11 protein-coding genes, 2 tRNA genes and 2 pseudogenes are annotated in these 12,618 nt (G+C 60.7%); 10 read left to right on the top strand and 5 right to left on the bottom strand.

Translation table 11 applies throughout. The annotated features are described in order from the left end of the window. Window positions 1-141: 141 nt before the first annotated feature. From AC13EY_RS07960 to nadA, 3 genes and pseudogenes are all read left to right on the top strand, one after another. Window positions 142-600, top strand: a pseudogene (locus AC13EY_RS07960) (7-cyano-7-deazaguanine synthase); the annotation flags it as partial. Window positions 601-672: 72 nt separating this feature from the next. Continuing rightward, window positions 673-748: transfer RNA gene (locus tag AC13EY_RS07955), tRNA-Lys, on the top strand. Window positions 749-901: 153 nt separating this feature from the next. Continuing rightward, complete coding sequence (gene nadA, locus AC13EY_RS07950) at window positions 902-1,960, top strand: quinolinate synthase NadA (protein WP_088275524.1); 1,059 nt, start codon at window positions 902-904, stop codon at window positions 1,958-1,960. 40 nt (window positions 1,961-2,000) lie between these two features. Here nadA and AC13EY_RS07945 read toward each other — a convergent pair whose 3' ends face one another. Beyond that, the gene (locus AC13EY_RS07945; RefSeq protein WP_269688734.1) at window positions 2,001-3,422 is read right to left on the bottom strand and encodes a M48 family metalloprotease; all 1,422 of its coding nucleotides are present in this window, start codon (window positions 3,420-3,422) and stop codon (window positions 2,001-2,003) included. Between the two features lie 128 nt (window positions 3,423-3,550). Here AC13EY_RS07945 and AC13EY_RS07940 point away from each other — a divergent pair, with 128 nt between their 5' ends. Together AC13EY_RS07940 and AC13EY_RS07935 are read left to right on the top strand one after the other, a co-directional pair. Then, window positions 3,551-3,802 (top strand): sulfurtransferase TusA family protein, encoded by a 252-nt coding sequence (locus AC13EY_RS07940; protein ID WP_088275520.1) that lies wholly within the window; start codon window positions 3,551-3,553, stop codon window positions 3,800-3,802. A gap of 6 nt (window positions 3,803-3,808) precedes the next feature. Beyond that, window positions 3,809-4,906, top strand: coding sequence for an AI-2E family transporter (locus tag AC13EY_RS07935; protein ID WP_088275518.1), 1,098 nt, complete (start codon window positions 3,809-3,811; stop codon window positions 4,904-4,906). Window positions 4,907-4,929: 23 nt separating this feature from the next. On the opposite strand, the gene AC13EY_RS07930 is transcribed toward AC13EY_RS07935, so the two are convergent. Together AC13EY_RS07930 and AC13EY_RS07925 are read right to left on the bottom strand one after the other, a co-directional pair. Continuing rightward, window positions 4,930-5,397, bottom strand: a complete 468-nt coding sequence (locus tag AC13EY_RS07930) for a peroxiredoxin (protein WP_269687787.1) — start codon at window positions 5,395-5,397, stop codon at window positions 4,930-4,932. 18 nt (window positions 5,398-5,415) lie between these two features. Next, complete coding sequence (locus AC13EY_RS07925; protein WP_088275514.1) at window positions 5,416-5,973, bottom strand: glycine cleavage system transcriptional repressor; 558 nt, start codon at window positions 5,971-5,973, stop codon at window positions 5,416-5,418. A 230-nt stretch (window positions 5,974-6,203) separates the two neighbouring features. Here AC13EY_RS07925 and dapA point away from each other — a divergent pair, with 230 nt between their 5' ends. The 5 genes from dapA (at window position 6,204) to AC13EY_RS07900 (ending at window position 9,894) form a co-directional block, all read left to right on the top strand. Then, complete coding sequence (gene dapA / locus AC13EY_RS07920; protein ID WP_088275512.1) at window positions 6,204-7,079, top strand: 4-hydroxy-tetrahydrodipicolinate synthase; 876 nt, start codon at window positions 6,204-6,206, stop codon at window positions 7,077-7,079. A gap of 36 nt (window positions 7,080-7,115) precedes the next feature. Further along, a complete protein-coding gene (gene bamC / locus AC13EY_RS07915) occupies window positions 7,116-8,270 on the top strand; it encodes an outer membrane protein assembly factor BamC (RefSeq protein ID WP_335598996.1) in 1,155 nt (384 codons plus the stop codon). Beyond that, on the top strand, window positions 8,248-9,009 hold the full coding sequence (locus AC13EY_RS07910) for an MBL fold metallo-hydrolase (protein ID WP_228246379.1): 762 nt from the start codon (window positions 8,248-8,250) through the stop codon (window positions 9,007-9,009). Before bamC ends, AC13EY_RS07910 begins: the two co-directional genes overlap by 23 nt. Window positions 9,010-9,045: 36 nt before the next feature. Next, window positions 9,046-9,759: a phosphoribosylaminoimidazolesuccinocarboxamide synthase gene (purC, locus tag AC13EY_RS07905; RefSeq protein ID WP_088275506.1), complete on the top strand. Its 714-nt coding sequence runs from the start codon at window positions 9,046-9,048 to the stop codon at window positions 9,757-9,759. A gap of 45 nt (window positions 9,760-9,804) precedes the next feature. Continuing rightward, window positions 9,805-9,894 (top strand) — tRNA-Ser (locus AC13EY_RS07900). A gap of 289 nt (window positions 9,895-10,183) precedes the next feature. Here AC13EY_RS07900 and AC13EY_RS07895 read toward each other — a convergent pair. Both AC13EY_RS07895 and AC13EY_RS07890 read right to left on the bottom strand, forming a co-directional pair. After that, window positions 10,184-12,187: a putative bifunctional diguanylate cyclase/phosphodiesterase gene (locus AC13EY_RS07895; RefSeq protein WP_482875969.1), complete on the bottom strand. Its 2,004-nt coding sequence runs from the start codon at window positions 12,185-12,187 to the stop codon at window positions 10,184-10,186. A gap of 307 nt (window positions 12,188-12,494) precedes the next feature. Next, window positions 12,495-12,618: pseudogene (locus AC13EY_RS07890) on the bottom strand (IS5/IS1182 family transposase); the annotation flags it as partial.

The following is a 12,618-nucleotide window of genomic DNA, read 5'->3' as shown; positions in this document are numbered from 1 at the left end:
CACAGCGAGGGATAGTCGCCGCGATGCTCTTGCACCATCCGCACGGCTCGTTCACGGACTTCAGGGGAAAACTTGTTTGTCTTGTTCATGGCTTCATCTTCTCAGGAGTTGAAGCCTCCGCGAAACCCGGGGCGGTTCAGTTCGGCGCTGACCGATGACAGCATCGCCGTGCCCGAAGGGCCGCAGGACGGTATTCCGGTGGCCTACGTGCCGGCACGCAACACGCTGTTCCTGTCGCTTGCGCTGGGCTGGGCCGAGGTATTGGGGGCGCGGGAGATTTTTATCGGCGTCAACGCAGTCGATTACTCGGGCTATCCCGATTGCCGGCCGGAGTTTATCGAGGCGTTCGAACGCCTTGCAAATCTGGCCACCCGTGCAGGCATTGAGGGTGAAGGCTTTCATATTCGTGCACCTTTGCAGCACATGAGCAAGGCAGAGATCGTGCAGGCTGGCGCGGCCCTCGGAGTGGATTACAGTAAGACGGTGTCTTGCTATCAGGCCGATGATCAGGGCAGGGCGTGCGGGCGCTGCGACAGTTGCCGGCTGAGGGCGGAAGGGTTCAGGGCAGCCGGCCTGGCCGACCCGACTCGCTACAGCTGATCTTTTTTCACTGGATGCGAAAAAAGTCTTGAGTTCCTCTGATAAATCAGTAATATAGCGCGCGTCCAGCAGGGGTCGTTAGCTCAGTTGGTAGAGCAGTTGGCTTTTAACCAATTGGTCGTAGGTTCGAATCCTACACGACCCACCACTCTGGATCCTTCCCTGGATGTGATCCCCTTATTGTATTTTCTACCCTGGCTCCGGCCCAGGCGTTCGCCTTCGTGCGATTCGGCGCCGCTGGGCAGTTTCGGCAGCCGTGCTACAATGCCGCCCTCCGTTGTTCTCCTGATGGATACAAACCATGTCCCAGATTCCCGAGCGTCTGCTCGTTCAGGCCCACCTGGATGCCAAGGCGCCTGCTCCGCTTAGCGATGCAGAGAAGGCAGACTACAAGGCCCGTATTGCAGCAGCGCTGAAGGCACAGAACGCCGTTCTGGTTGCCCACTACTACACCGACCCCCTGTTGCAGGAGTTGGCCGAGGAGACCGGTGGCTGCGTCTCCGACTCGCTTGAAATGGCCCGGTTTGGTCGTGATCACCCGGCTACCACGCTGATTGTTGCCGGTGTTCGTTTCATGGGTGAGACGGCCAAGATTCTGAGCCCGGAAAAGCGCGTTCTGATGCCGACGCTGGAGGCGACCTGCTCGCTCGATCTGGGATGTCAGATAGACGAGTTTTCCGCGTTCTGTGATCAGCATCCGGACCGCACCGTGGTGGTCTATGCCAATACGTCGGCTGCGGTAAAGGCGCGTGCTGACTGGGTAGTGACGTCCAGCTGTGCGCTGCCGATCGTCGAGCACCTGATGGACAAGGGTGAAAAGATCCTTTGGGCACCCGATCAGCACTTGGGTAACTACATTCAGCGTGAAACCGGTGCAGACATGCTGCTGTGGCAGGGCTCCTGTATCGTTCACGAGGAGTTCAAGGCCAAGGCGCTGGAGGATCTGCGCAAGGTCTATCCCGACGCAGCCGTGCTGGTGCACCCGGAATCTCCGCAATCGGTTGTCGAGATGGCCGATGTGGTTGGTTCGACCAGTCAGTTGATTCAGGCGACGCGTGATCTGCCCAATCCGACCTTTATCGTTGCGACCGATCGCGGCATCTTCTACAAGATGCAGCAGGCTGCGCCGGACAGGCTGTTGATTGAAGCGCCAACGGCGGGCAACGGCGCAACCTGTCGCAGCTGCGCGCACTGCCCGTGGATGGCGATGAACACTCTGCCGCGGGTGCTCGCCAGCCTGGAGCAGGGTACTGATGAGATTCTGGTTGATCCCGAGCTGATTCCGCGTGCGGTGCGCCCGCTGGATCGCATGCTCGACTTTACCCGCCAGGCCAGTCTGGCCGCCAAGGGTAATGCCTGACTGCTCGCCCGCCGCATTATGCGGCGGGCGTTGCCTTCTCCTACAGTGATTCGATCAGCTCACGCTGACGCTGCAGCTCGTTCTGCTGCTCCTTGATGCGTGAGCTGACAACAAAGTTGCCCCCCGCTCGTTGCAACGCCAGGTCAAGTTGCTGGCCGGCCTGCTGCAGGTCGCCGGTCTGCTTGAAGTACTCGGCGCGGGCCAGATGCACGCCCAGGATATTGCCGGCCAGGCCGCGTATTTCTGCCGCCAGGTACCATACGTCCGGATCGCTCTCGCGCTGATTGGCGAGTCTATTGATCGCGCGTTCGGCCGCGGCATACTGCTGCTGTTTCATCAGCAGGTCGGCTTCGGAAAAGGCCAGCGGGAAGTTGTCAGGATAACGTTGCTGCAACCGACGGTTGCGCTCCAGTGCCTGCGCCAGTCTGCCCGCATTGGTGTCGATCTCAATCTGGGCGAGGTTGATCGTCAGGTCATCCGGTGTCGCTTCGAGCAGCGGGGCGAGGGTGCTTGTGGCTTCGCCGTGCTCGCCGCCGCGGCTGAGTGCCAGCGCCAGGCCATAGCGCGCCGCTGCATGCTCGCCGCCGTTATCGTCCAGCAGGGCGCGGAAGCGCTTGGCAGAGAGCCCCGGGCTTTGCTCGTACTTCAGCTGAACCCGGGCACGCATCATCTGGAAGTTGAGTGAATCCGTACGGCCGCTGCCCGCCATCTGTTCGGCGCGGTTGCGGGTATCGGCCATGCGCGACTGGCTGACCGGGTGGGTCAGCAGGAACTCGGGCGGTGTGGTGTCGTAGCGGCTGAGCTGGGCGAGACGCTCGAACATGTCCGGCATTGCTCTGGGGTCGTAGCCTGCCTTTTCCAGATTGAGAATGCCGATGCGGTCGGCTTCCTGTTCATTCTGGCGCGAGAAGCGGCGCTGTTCCTGGATGGCGGCGGCCTGGGTGGTTGCCAGAGCGGCAAAACCAGCGTCCCCGCCGCCGGCGGCGGCCAGCACAATGCTGGCGAGCATGGCGGTCATGAAGGGTACTTGCATGCGCTGTTGCTGCTCGAGGCCGCGGGCGAAGTGGCGCTGCGACAGGTGCGCCAGTTCGTGGGCCAGGACCGAGGCAAACTCGGCTTCGCTGCGGGCATGCAGAAACAGGCCGCCGTTGACGCCCACCACACCGCCAGGCGCGGCAAAGGCGTTCAGTTGCGGGCTGTCAATCAGCACAAAGGCCAGGCGGCGGTCGCTCAGCTGGCTGGTTTCCGCCAGACCACGGGTCAGGTCTTCGACAAAGCTTTTCAGTTGCGGATCATCCAGCGTCGGAACTGCGCCCCTGAGCATGGTCAGCCAGGTCCGGCCGAGCTGGTACTCCTGCTGACGTGACATGATGGACGAGCTGGTGTCGCCAAGCGACGGCAGGTTGAACTCGTCGCCGGCGGGCAGGGCAATGCCGGGCAGGGTCATTGACACTGCAAGCATCATGGCCCGGACGAGCGGTCGGCTGGACATCCTTTTTTGCATCATTTTTGGTGCGTACCCGTGCTGGCAGTTGTCGGAGTGAGAGCCGTCAAGGCTATACTGTGGCCCACTCGCTGTGGAGTCCCTGCATGTCTGTTGAAAACACCCATCTACCCATCGACGTCGAGCTGGACGCCCGCGGTCTGTCTTGTCCGCTGCCCTTGCTCAAGGCAAAGCAATCGTTGAACGGCATGGTAGCAGGCCAGACGCTGCATGTGGTTGCCACTGATGCGGGGTCCCAGCGGGATATTCAACGCTTCGCGGAGCTGTCCGGACATGCATTGCTTGAGTCCCGGGTATTGGACGGCGAATTTCACTATTGGTTGCGTAAAGCAGATTAGGTTCCGATGCTAAAAGTTTTTCGAGGCTGGGTTCAGCGCTATTTCTCCGATGAAGAGGCGGTTGTGCTGGCGGTTGTGCTGGCGCTGGGGTTTGCCATTGTTATCAGTTTCGGTGACAAGCTGGCGCCGTTGCTGACCGGTGTGGTGCTCGCCTATCTGCTGCAGGGGCTGGTATCGCGGCTGCAGCGCTGGCTGCCGCACGGCCTGGCAGTCTGGATTGTGTTTCTGCTGTTTCTCGGCGCGTTGGCGGCGCTGTTCGGCGTGCTGGTGCCACTGGTCTGGAAGCAGATGCTGAATCTGTTCAACGAGCTGCCGGGAATGATCGCCTCCTGGCGTGATCAGCTTCTGCATCTGCCTGAGGAGTATCCGTCGTTCATTTCCGCCGCGCAGATTGAGCGCCTGATGGCCTCGATCAACGGCGAGGTGGGCTCGTTTGGTCAGTGGGCGTTGTCGCAGTCACTGGCGAGCCTGCCGGTCATCGTTACGGTGCTGGTTTATCTGGTGCTGGTACCTATCCTGGTGTTCTTCTTCCTCAAGGACAGCCAGACCATAACCGATTGGGCCGTGAGTCATCTGCCGCGCGAGCGCCGGCTGATGCGCGTCGTCTGGACCGAGATGAACCAGCAGATTGCCAACTACATTCGCGGCAAGGCAGTCGAGATTCTGATCGTCGGGGCGGTGACCTATATCTCGTTTGCGATCCTCGGCGTCAACTACGCGGCGTTGCTGGCGGTGCTGGTGGGCCTGTCGGTGCTGGTGCCGTATATCGGCGCTACGGTGGTAACCATCCCGGTTGCCGTGATTGGTCTGTTCCAGTGGGGGCTCGGTAACGAGTTCATGATGCTGATGATCGTTTACGGCGTGATTCAGGCACTGGACGGCAACGTACTGGTGCCCATTCTGTTCTCCGAAGCGGTCAACCTGCATCCGGTGGCAATTATCGCCGCTGTGCTGATCTTCGGCGGTTTGTGGGGGTTCTGGGGGGTATTCTTTGCGATCCCGCTGGCGACCCTGTTCAAGGCCGTGCTCTACGCCTGGCCACGCGGCATTGAAGCCGCCCATGACATCAAGTCAGAAGAGCTGCCTCGGACCGAGCAGGCCTGAGGCAGCGAACGAGTACCTGACGATCAGCCGAGGGTGCGGACGGCGGCCAGCACCTCGGCCACGTGGCCGGGTACCTTCACCTTGCGCCATTCCTGACGCAACACGCCCTGGGCGTCGATCAGGAAGGTGCTGCGCTCGATTCCCTCGTATTCCTTGCCGTACAGCTTCTTCAGCTTGATTACGTCGAACAGGCGGCATAGCGCCTCGTCCGGGTCGCTGATCAGCTCGAATGGGAACTCATGCTTGGCCTTGAAGTTGGCATGGGTGCGCAGGCTGTCCTTGGATACCCCGTAAATGACGGTGTTGGCCGCTGCAAACTCGGCATGGGCGTCACGAAAGTCCTGGCCCTCGGTGGTGCAGCCGGGGGTGTTGTCCTTGGGGTAGAAATAGATCACAACGTTCTTGCCGGCCAGGCTTGCCGGTGTCACGGTCTGCTCGCCAGTGGCCTGGGCGCTGAAATCCGGTACGGGCTTGTTCAGTTCAACGTGCATGAAAACCTCGTCAGCTAGTCAGTGAAGCGGACGCCAGGGTTCGATCACGGCATCCAGGTTGAGTTCGTCACAGAAGTCCAGAAACTGCTCCCGCAGCCAGCTTAGCTGGGTCTGCACCGGAATGGCGATGGTCAGCGTCAGGTTCAGCATCGCGGTGCCGGTGTGCTGGGCCAGATAGGTGAAGCTGTGCAGCTCCTCGATGTCGATGTTCAGGTGCTGAAAGAAACGGCAAAGTTCACCGACCAGCTCGGGACGCTGGGCCGCCGTTACGAATACGTTGTACGGCAGTGCCTGGGGGCGCTCGTCGATGCTGTGGCTGCGGCTCATGGACAACTGGAAGTGCTCACGCTTGGCCAGCGCCGGCAGCAGCGACTCCAGGCGTGCCAGCGCATCCCAATTGCCGCTGAGCTGAAGCAGCAGAACGGCGCAGGAGCCATGGCGACTCATCCGGCTGCTGACTATCTGGCAGCGGTGCTCGGTGCACAGGCGAGTCAGCAGGCTGGCAAGCGATGTGGTTTCCTGGCCCATGACATGAACGACCAGATATTGCTCGCGGTGACTCGGGGTGCTGGACATTGGGTTCCTCGGGCTGAAAAAAGGGCATCGCCCGTCTGGCGGGCGCAAAGCAAGGGTCTATTGTCACAGCCTGTCGGGAGCGGTTCAACTGCCGCCGCCGATTGGGTTGATGCCCTGTGTCCAGAGGGCTGTCGATCCGTCGCAAGCCTGCGTATTTAATCAGCGCTTCCCTTGTACTGGCCGCAGCGCGAAAGTACCATTGCCGTTTATTGTTTCAAGTGGAGAGTTGCATGATCTCGGGTAGTCTGGTGGCGCTGGTAACACCCATGGATTCCGGCGGGGGCCTCGATTGGCAGGCACTGGAGCGTCTCATCGACTTCCACCTGGAGAAGGGCACCGATGGCATCGTTGCAGTCGGTACCTCCGGCGAGTCTGCAACCCTCGATATGGCCGAGCACAAGGAAGCCATTCGTCGGGTGGTACAGCAGGTGGCCGGCCGCATTCCCGTGATCGCCGGTACCGGTGCCAACTCTACGCGCGAAGCCGTCGAGCTGACCGAAGCCGCACGCAGTGTGGGCGCTGATGCCGCATTGCTGGTGACGCCCTACTACAACAAGCCGACCCAGGAAGGCCTGTACCTGCATCACAAGCATATCGCCGAAACCGTGGCTATCCCGCAGATTCTCTACAATGTGCCCAGTCGAACGGCCTGTGACATGTTGCCGGAAACCGTCGAGCGCCTGTCTGCCATCAGTAATATCGTGGGCATCAAGGAAGCGACCGGTGACCTGCAGCGCGCCCGTGAGGTGATTGAGCGGGTCGATGGTCGTATGGCGGTCTACTCGGGCGACGACGCAACTGCCGTAGAGCTCATTCTGATGGGCGGCAAGGGCAACATTTCGGTTACTGCCAACGTCGCACCGCAACAGATGCATGAATTATGCGCTGCTGCCCTGCGCGGCGACGAGCAGACTGCCCGTCGTCTCAATGAAGCCTTGATGCCGTTGCACAAGGCACTGTTTATCGAATCCAATCCGATTCCGGTCAAGTGGGCGTTGATGGAAATGGGCCTGATCGCCGATGGCATTCGTTTGCCTCTGACGCCGCTCAGTGCTCGCTGCCATGACGCCGTGCACGGCGCTCTGCGCCAATGCGGGATGCTGTAATCTAACCGGGAAGACCTGTTGACCAAGGAAACGTTTATGAAGCCTGTGCTGAGTGCACTGACTCTGGGGGTATTGGCCAGCCTGAGTGGCTGTGGGTATCTGATGGGCGATAACGGATTTTTCCGTGATCGTGGCAGTGACTATCAGCAGGCCGAGGTCGCACCGCGGATGACTATCCCGGCAGATCTGCAAACGCGCTCCATTGGCGATCTGCTGCCGGTGCCGGGCCAGGTGACGGCTGCACCGGCCGGAGAGGACGGTTTTGAAACGCCGCGCCCACGCCCGATGCTGGCCAGCGCCGACAGCTCGGCCTTTGCACTGCAGCAGCAGGGCAGCTCACGCTGGCTGGTGGCTCAGCTGCCTGCCAACGAAGTCTGGCCGCTGCTGGCCCGCTTCTGGTCCGATTACCGGGTGCCCATGGCCGAGCAGGACGCTGCGCTCAGCGAGTTCTCCACCGAGTGGGTCAACTTCGGCGAGGCTGCCGGTAATCCGCTGGTGCGCCGCCTGATGCCGCTGCTTGAGGAAGGCCGTCGTGTCGAAGGTGAGGAGCAACGCTTCCGTGTTCGCCTGGAGCCGGGCGTCAACGCCGGCGCCAGCGAGATCAAGGTGATCCACCAGAACCGGGATATTGGCGACAGTGACAGCCAGTGGCCGGCGCGTTCCGATAACCCCAACTTCGAGCGTGGTCTGCTGGCCGAGCTGGAAACCTATCTCAACCAGAGCGTGAGCGCTGGCGGCAGTGCTCTGGTCTCGAGCATCATCAACAGTGGTCCGGTTGAGAACAGCCTCGAGCAGGACGGCGCGGGCAACAGCATCCTGTACATCAGCGCCGACTTTAACCGCGCCTGGGCCGACGTTGGCGAGGCTCTGGCTCGCGCCGATGTGCTTGTGACCGACTACAATCGCAGCTCCGGTGTCTACTATGTCGACCTGGATCGGACCCGCTCCGAGAAGGAAGAGCCGGGCTTCTTCGCCCGCTGGTTTGGTGGTGACGATGAAGCCGAGCAACAGGTAGCTGACGAGAATCAGCTGCAGGTGCGCCTGACTCCATCCTCCAACCGGATTGAAGTCAGTGTCGATGCGGGCATTGAAAAAGCGGCAGATTCGGCACGCGCGCGTGACCTGTTGGAGCGTATTCAGCGCGGCTTGAACGAGGGGTCCAACGGCGGTGCGCTATTGCTCCCTCGGTAGTGGCAGTCGTGGTAACGGTACCCTGATTGAACAGGGTGCCACTCGGGTGCTGGTGGATTGCGGTTTCAGTCTGCGGGCCACCGAGCAGCGCCTGGCTGAGGCCGGTCTGAGGGGCGACCAACTGAGCGCCATTGTTGTCACCCACGAGCACAGCGATCATATTCAGGGCGTCGGCAAGCTGGCACGCCGCTATGGCTTGCCGGTATACCTTACCCCCGGTACCGGCTTTGAGCTGCGCGAAGAGGGCCTGGATCTGCGCTGGGTCGATCTGCACGGGCGCTTCGAGATTGGCGATCTGGAGATTACCCCGGTGGCCGTGCCCCACGATGCGCGTGAACCCTGTCAGTACATCTTCGACGACGGCCGGCGGCGCTTCGGCGTGCTGACCGATACTGGCACCATCACCCCCTGGATCGTTGAACATTACGCCGATCTGGATGCGCTTTTTCTCGAAGCCAACTATGATCCGCACATGCTGTCGGTCGGCCCCTATCCGGCCTTCCTGAAAGCGCGTGTAGGCGGTGATCTGGGCCACCTGAGCAATCAGCAGGCGGCCGGCTTTGTGCGCATTGCCGGCGGCCGCGAGCGATTGCAGCATATTGCCGTGGCCCATATCAGCGAAAAGAACAATCGGCCCGAGCTCGCTCTGGCCGCCATGCAGGAAGCCCTGACCGGTTGGTCCGGCAACCTGCTTATGGCACATCAGAATCAAGGGCTGCCCTGGCAGACCATCGAGTAACACCCATCACCATGTTGCGGACAGCGGGAGCCGATAATGGAAAAACGTAACGAACTCTATCGTGGTAAAGCCAAGTCGGTGTACACCACCGATGACCCGGATCGCCTGGTCCTGTTGTTCCGCAACGACACCTCCGCCTTTGATGGGAAGAAGATCGAACAGCTTGATCGCAAGGGCATGGTCAACAACCGCTTCAACGCGTTCATTATGCAGAAGCTGGAAGAAGCGGGTATTCCGACCCAGTTTGACGCACTGCTGTCTGACAACGAGTGCCTGGTCAAGAAGCTCGACATGATCCCGGTCGAGTGCGTCGTGCGTAACTTCGCCGCCGGCAGCCTGGTGAAGCGCCTGGGTGTGGAAGAGGGCATGGCGCTGACGCCGCCGACCTTCGAACTGTTCCTGAAAGACGACGCCAAGGGCGACCCCTTCATCAACCAGTCGCACGTTGTCACCTTCGGCTGGGCGACCGCCGAACAGTTGGCGCGCATGCAGGAACTGACCCTGAAGATCAACGACATCCTCAAGGGCTTGTTTGACGCTGCCGGCCTGCTGCTGGTCGACTTCAAACTGGAATTCGGCCTGTTCAAGGGCGAAATCGTCCTGGGTGATGAGTTCAGCCCGGACGGCTGCCGCCTGTGGGACAAGGAAACCCGCAAGAAGATGGACAAGGACCGCTTCCGCCAGGGCCTTGGCGGCGTGATCGAAGCCTACGAAGAAGTTGCGCATCGCCTGGGCGTACCGCTGCCGTAAGGCTTCCGTCCTGACCGCGAATGCTGGTAAGATGCGCGCCGACTTGGAGAGTTGCCAGAGTGGTCGAATGGGACGGATTCGAAATCCGTTGTACGGGTAACCGTACCCAGGGTTCGAATCCCTGACTCTCCGCCAATAAACAAAACGCCCAGCTCAGCTGGGCGTTTTTGTTTATCCGGTGAGCTCTCGGTGAGAACCCTCGTTCGACCGAGCCTGCAACGCAGGCGAGGAACGCCGGAGCGCAGCGACGGCGGCCCCTCGAAGAGGGGTGAGGCGCGCAGCGCCGAATAATCCCTGACGAAGTCTCAGAAGGCACAGTTCTCCGACTAGCTGGGTGCTTTTTGTTTATCCGGCGAGCTCTCGGTGAGAACCCTCGTTCGACCGAGCCTGCAAGCTATACCTGCCATCTCAAGGCGGGGCGGCGTCAGCTTTGCAGCTCGCTGGCCGTCGCCGTGATGGTGCAGGGGCGCTCGGGCAGGCTGCGCGGGAATGCCGAGAGTGGCACCGGCGCGGATATCAGATAGCCTTGTACCTCGTTGCAGCCGGTGGCGCAGATAGCATTGAGCTGCTCGGCGGTTTCAACGCCTTCGCAGACCGTGCGCTTGCCGAGGGTAATGGCCAGCTCAGTAACCATCCGCACGATGGCCTGGGCATCCTGTCGGGTCAGCAATTCGGTAATGAATGAGCGGTCGATCTTCAGGGTGTCGAACGGAAAGCAGCGCAAGTACGACAAAGACGAGTAGCCAGTACCGAAATCGTCCAGTGCCAGTCTTACGCCGGTCTCACGGATGGCGTGGAGCGTGGCCAGCGCCTGATCCGGGTCATCGAGAATCACCGACTCGGTGAGCTCCAGTTCAAGCCGCTGCGGGGCGAGCTGGTAGCGTTGCAGCAGGGTCTTGAGGCCCTCAAGAAAATGCCCGAACTGTACCTGCATCGCCGAGACATTGACTGAAATGGTCAGCCCTTGCAGCTCATTGACTGCAGCCCGGCAAGCCTCCTCAAGTACCCACTGGCCCAGACCGTCAATCAGACCGCACTGTTCGGCAATGGGAATGAACTCGTCCGGTCCGACTCTGCCCAGCTCGGGATGGCTCCAGCGAATCAGTGCCTCGGCGCCGACAATCTCCCAATTCGCGAGATCAACCTTTGGTTGCCAGTGAACCTGAATCTGTCCCCGCTCAATGGCGTGTCGCAAACCCTCTTCAATGGCCAGTCTGCGCCGGCTGCGCTCGCCCATTTCTTCGGAGTAGAGCGACCAGCAGCCCCTGCCCGCAGACTTTGCTGTGTAGAGAGCCATATCCGATTGCACCATCAGATCATCCAGATGAGGACCGCCCGGCGGACGCACGCTGATACCGATGCTGGCGCCAACGCGAAACTCTCGCTCAGCGACGGTGATAGGGTTACTGAGGTTGCTGATCAGCTTCTGGGCCAGGGCGGTGATCTCTGTGCTGCTCTCAAACTGCCAGACCACCAGGGCGAATTCATCGCCGCCGAGGCGGGCGACCAGCATGTTTTCGCCGGCGCAACCGAGCAGGCGGCGGGCGATGACCTGGAGCAGGGCGTCGCCGGTACTGTGGCCGTGGTTGTCGTTGATGCTCTTGAAACGGTCCAGGTCGACCGACAGCAGGGCCAGTGACTGATCGCGCTTGACCAGTGCACTGATGGTGTCGCGCAGCTTGAAGCGGTTGGCCAGGCCGGTCAGCGAGTCGGTGTGGGCCAGGGTTTGCAGCATGCGTTCGTTGTTGACCTTGTCGGTCACGTCGCTGACGATGCCACGCCGTCCGACAAAGCGACCTTGATCATCCAGAAGAATTTTGCCCGTCAAGGCCAGGTGGCGCACTCCGCGGCGACCTTGCAAGCTGAGCGGCAGTGCACGGAAGTTCTGGCGACATTCAATCAGTTCGGTGCCTTGCTTCTTCAACTCAGCGCAGCGATCACTCAGCAGCTCCACGAAGCGTTTTTCCCGGTGCTCATTGGGCGCCAGTTCAAGCAGTTCGGTCAGCCGCGGCGACACGTGGTTGAGCATGCCATCGGCGTCTGTTTCCCACAGCGCGTCACCGGCATCCAGCTCGAAGTCCTGAAGCAGCACCGAGAGCATTTCGCCCTGGCGTGCAGCTTTGCGCTGAGCATTGATCAGGTCGGTTGATTTTCGCCACGACAGCAGCGCACCGATGACTACCATCGGCGAGTAGAGTGACAGCAGCAGGGCGAAAGCAAAGAAGTGAGTTTGACCGGTAAACAGCAGGCCGATCAGGGAGGCCAGCGTGTATATGCCGACATAGATGATGCTGGCACGTGGCAGCGGGCTGAGAACAAACCCGCCGGCGCCGATCATTCCTGTTACCAGTGTCGAGATGGTCATCTGCTGCAAGCCACCACTGGTTGGGAACCACAGGATGATCATCACACCCCAGATACCGGACAACCCCGCCGCGTGAAGAGTAGAGCGCTTTATTCGACGTACGCGGGAGGTTACAAGCCCCTCATCCGGCATTCGCCACCAGCTCACACAGGCGAGCAGACAGGCCAGTGCAAGAGCACAAAACCAGACCCATAGCGCGGCTGGAATATCGGGTGAGTAGCTAAGGATGGTCTGAAGTAGTTGTGTATTTCTGGCTGAGTTCAGCCCCTGCCGATTTTAAAAGCGGCAAATCGATCAAACACCCTCAGATCACCCGCTTATTTCTGTGTTTTTAGCCGCCCCGAGCACTTCGGGGCAGCCATTTTCCACATTACAGGCGCACCTCTCCTGCATTCGCCAGTAAATGTCGGCGCGCCATCCACAGGTTCGACAGAGCGAACAGTGTCACCAGTTGCGCCGTGTTTTTGGCCAAGCCGCGAAAGCGCACCTTGGTG

Source organism: Halopseudomonas sp. L-58 (genome assembly GCF_056859475.1).
Note: the sequence above shows the minus strand (reverse complement) of the source record. Positions and strands in the feature narration are given on the sequence as shown.

What these genes read in the sequence shown, in the direction of transcription:
- nadA (WP_088275524.1), top strand. Translation starts at nt 902, where the DNA reads ATGTCCCAGATTCCCGAGCGTCTGCTCGTTCAGGCCCACCTGGATGCC.
- AC13EY_RS07945 (WP_269688734.1), bottom strand. Translation starts at nt 3,422, where the DNA reads ATGCTTGCAGTGTCAATGACCCTGCCCGGCATTGCCCTGCCCGCCGGC.
- AC13EY_RS07940 (WP_088275520.1), top strand. Translation starts at nt 3,551, where the DNA reads ATGTCTGTTGAAAACACCCATCTACCCATCGACGTCGAGCTGGACGCC.
- AC13EY_RS07935 (WP_088275518.1), top strand. Translation starts at nt 3,809, where the DNA reads ATGCTAAAAGTTTTTCGAGGCTGGGTTCAGCGCTATTTCTCCGATGAA.
- AC13EY_RS07930 (WP_269687787.1), bottom strand. Translation starts at nt 5,397, where the DNA reads ATGCACGTTGAACTGAACAAGCCCGTACCGGATTTCAGCGCCCAGGCC.
- AC13EY_RS07925 (WP_088275514.1), bottom strand. Translation starts at nt 5,973, where the DNA reads ATGTCCAGCACCCCGAGTCACCGCGAGCAATATCTGGTCGTTCATGTC.
- dapA (WP_088275512.1), top strand. Translation starts at nt 6,204, where the DNA reads ATGATCTCGGGTAGTCTGGTGGCGCTGGTAACACCCATGGATTCCGGC.
- bamC (WP_335598996.1), top strand. Translation starts at nt 7,116, where the DNA reads ATGAAGCCTGTGCTGAGTGCACTGACTCTGGGGGTATTGGCCAGCCTG.
- purC (WP_088275506.1), top strand. Translation starts at nt 9,046, where the DNA reads ATGGAAAAACGTAACGAACTCTATCGTGGTAAAGCCAAGTCGGTGTAC.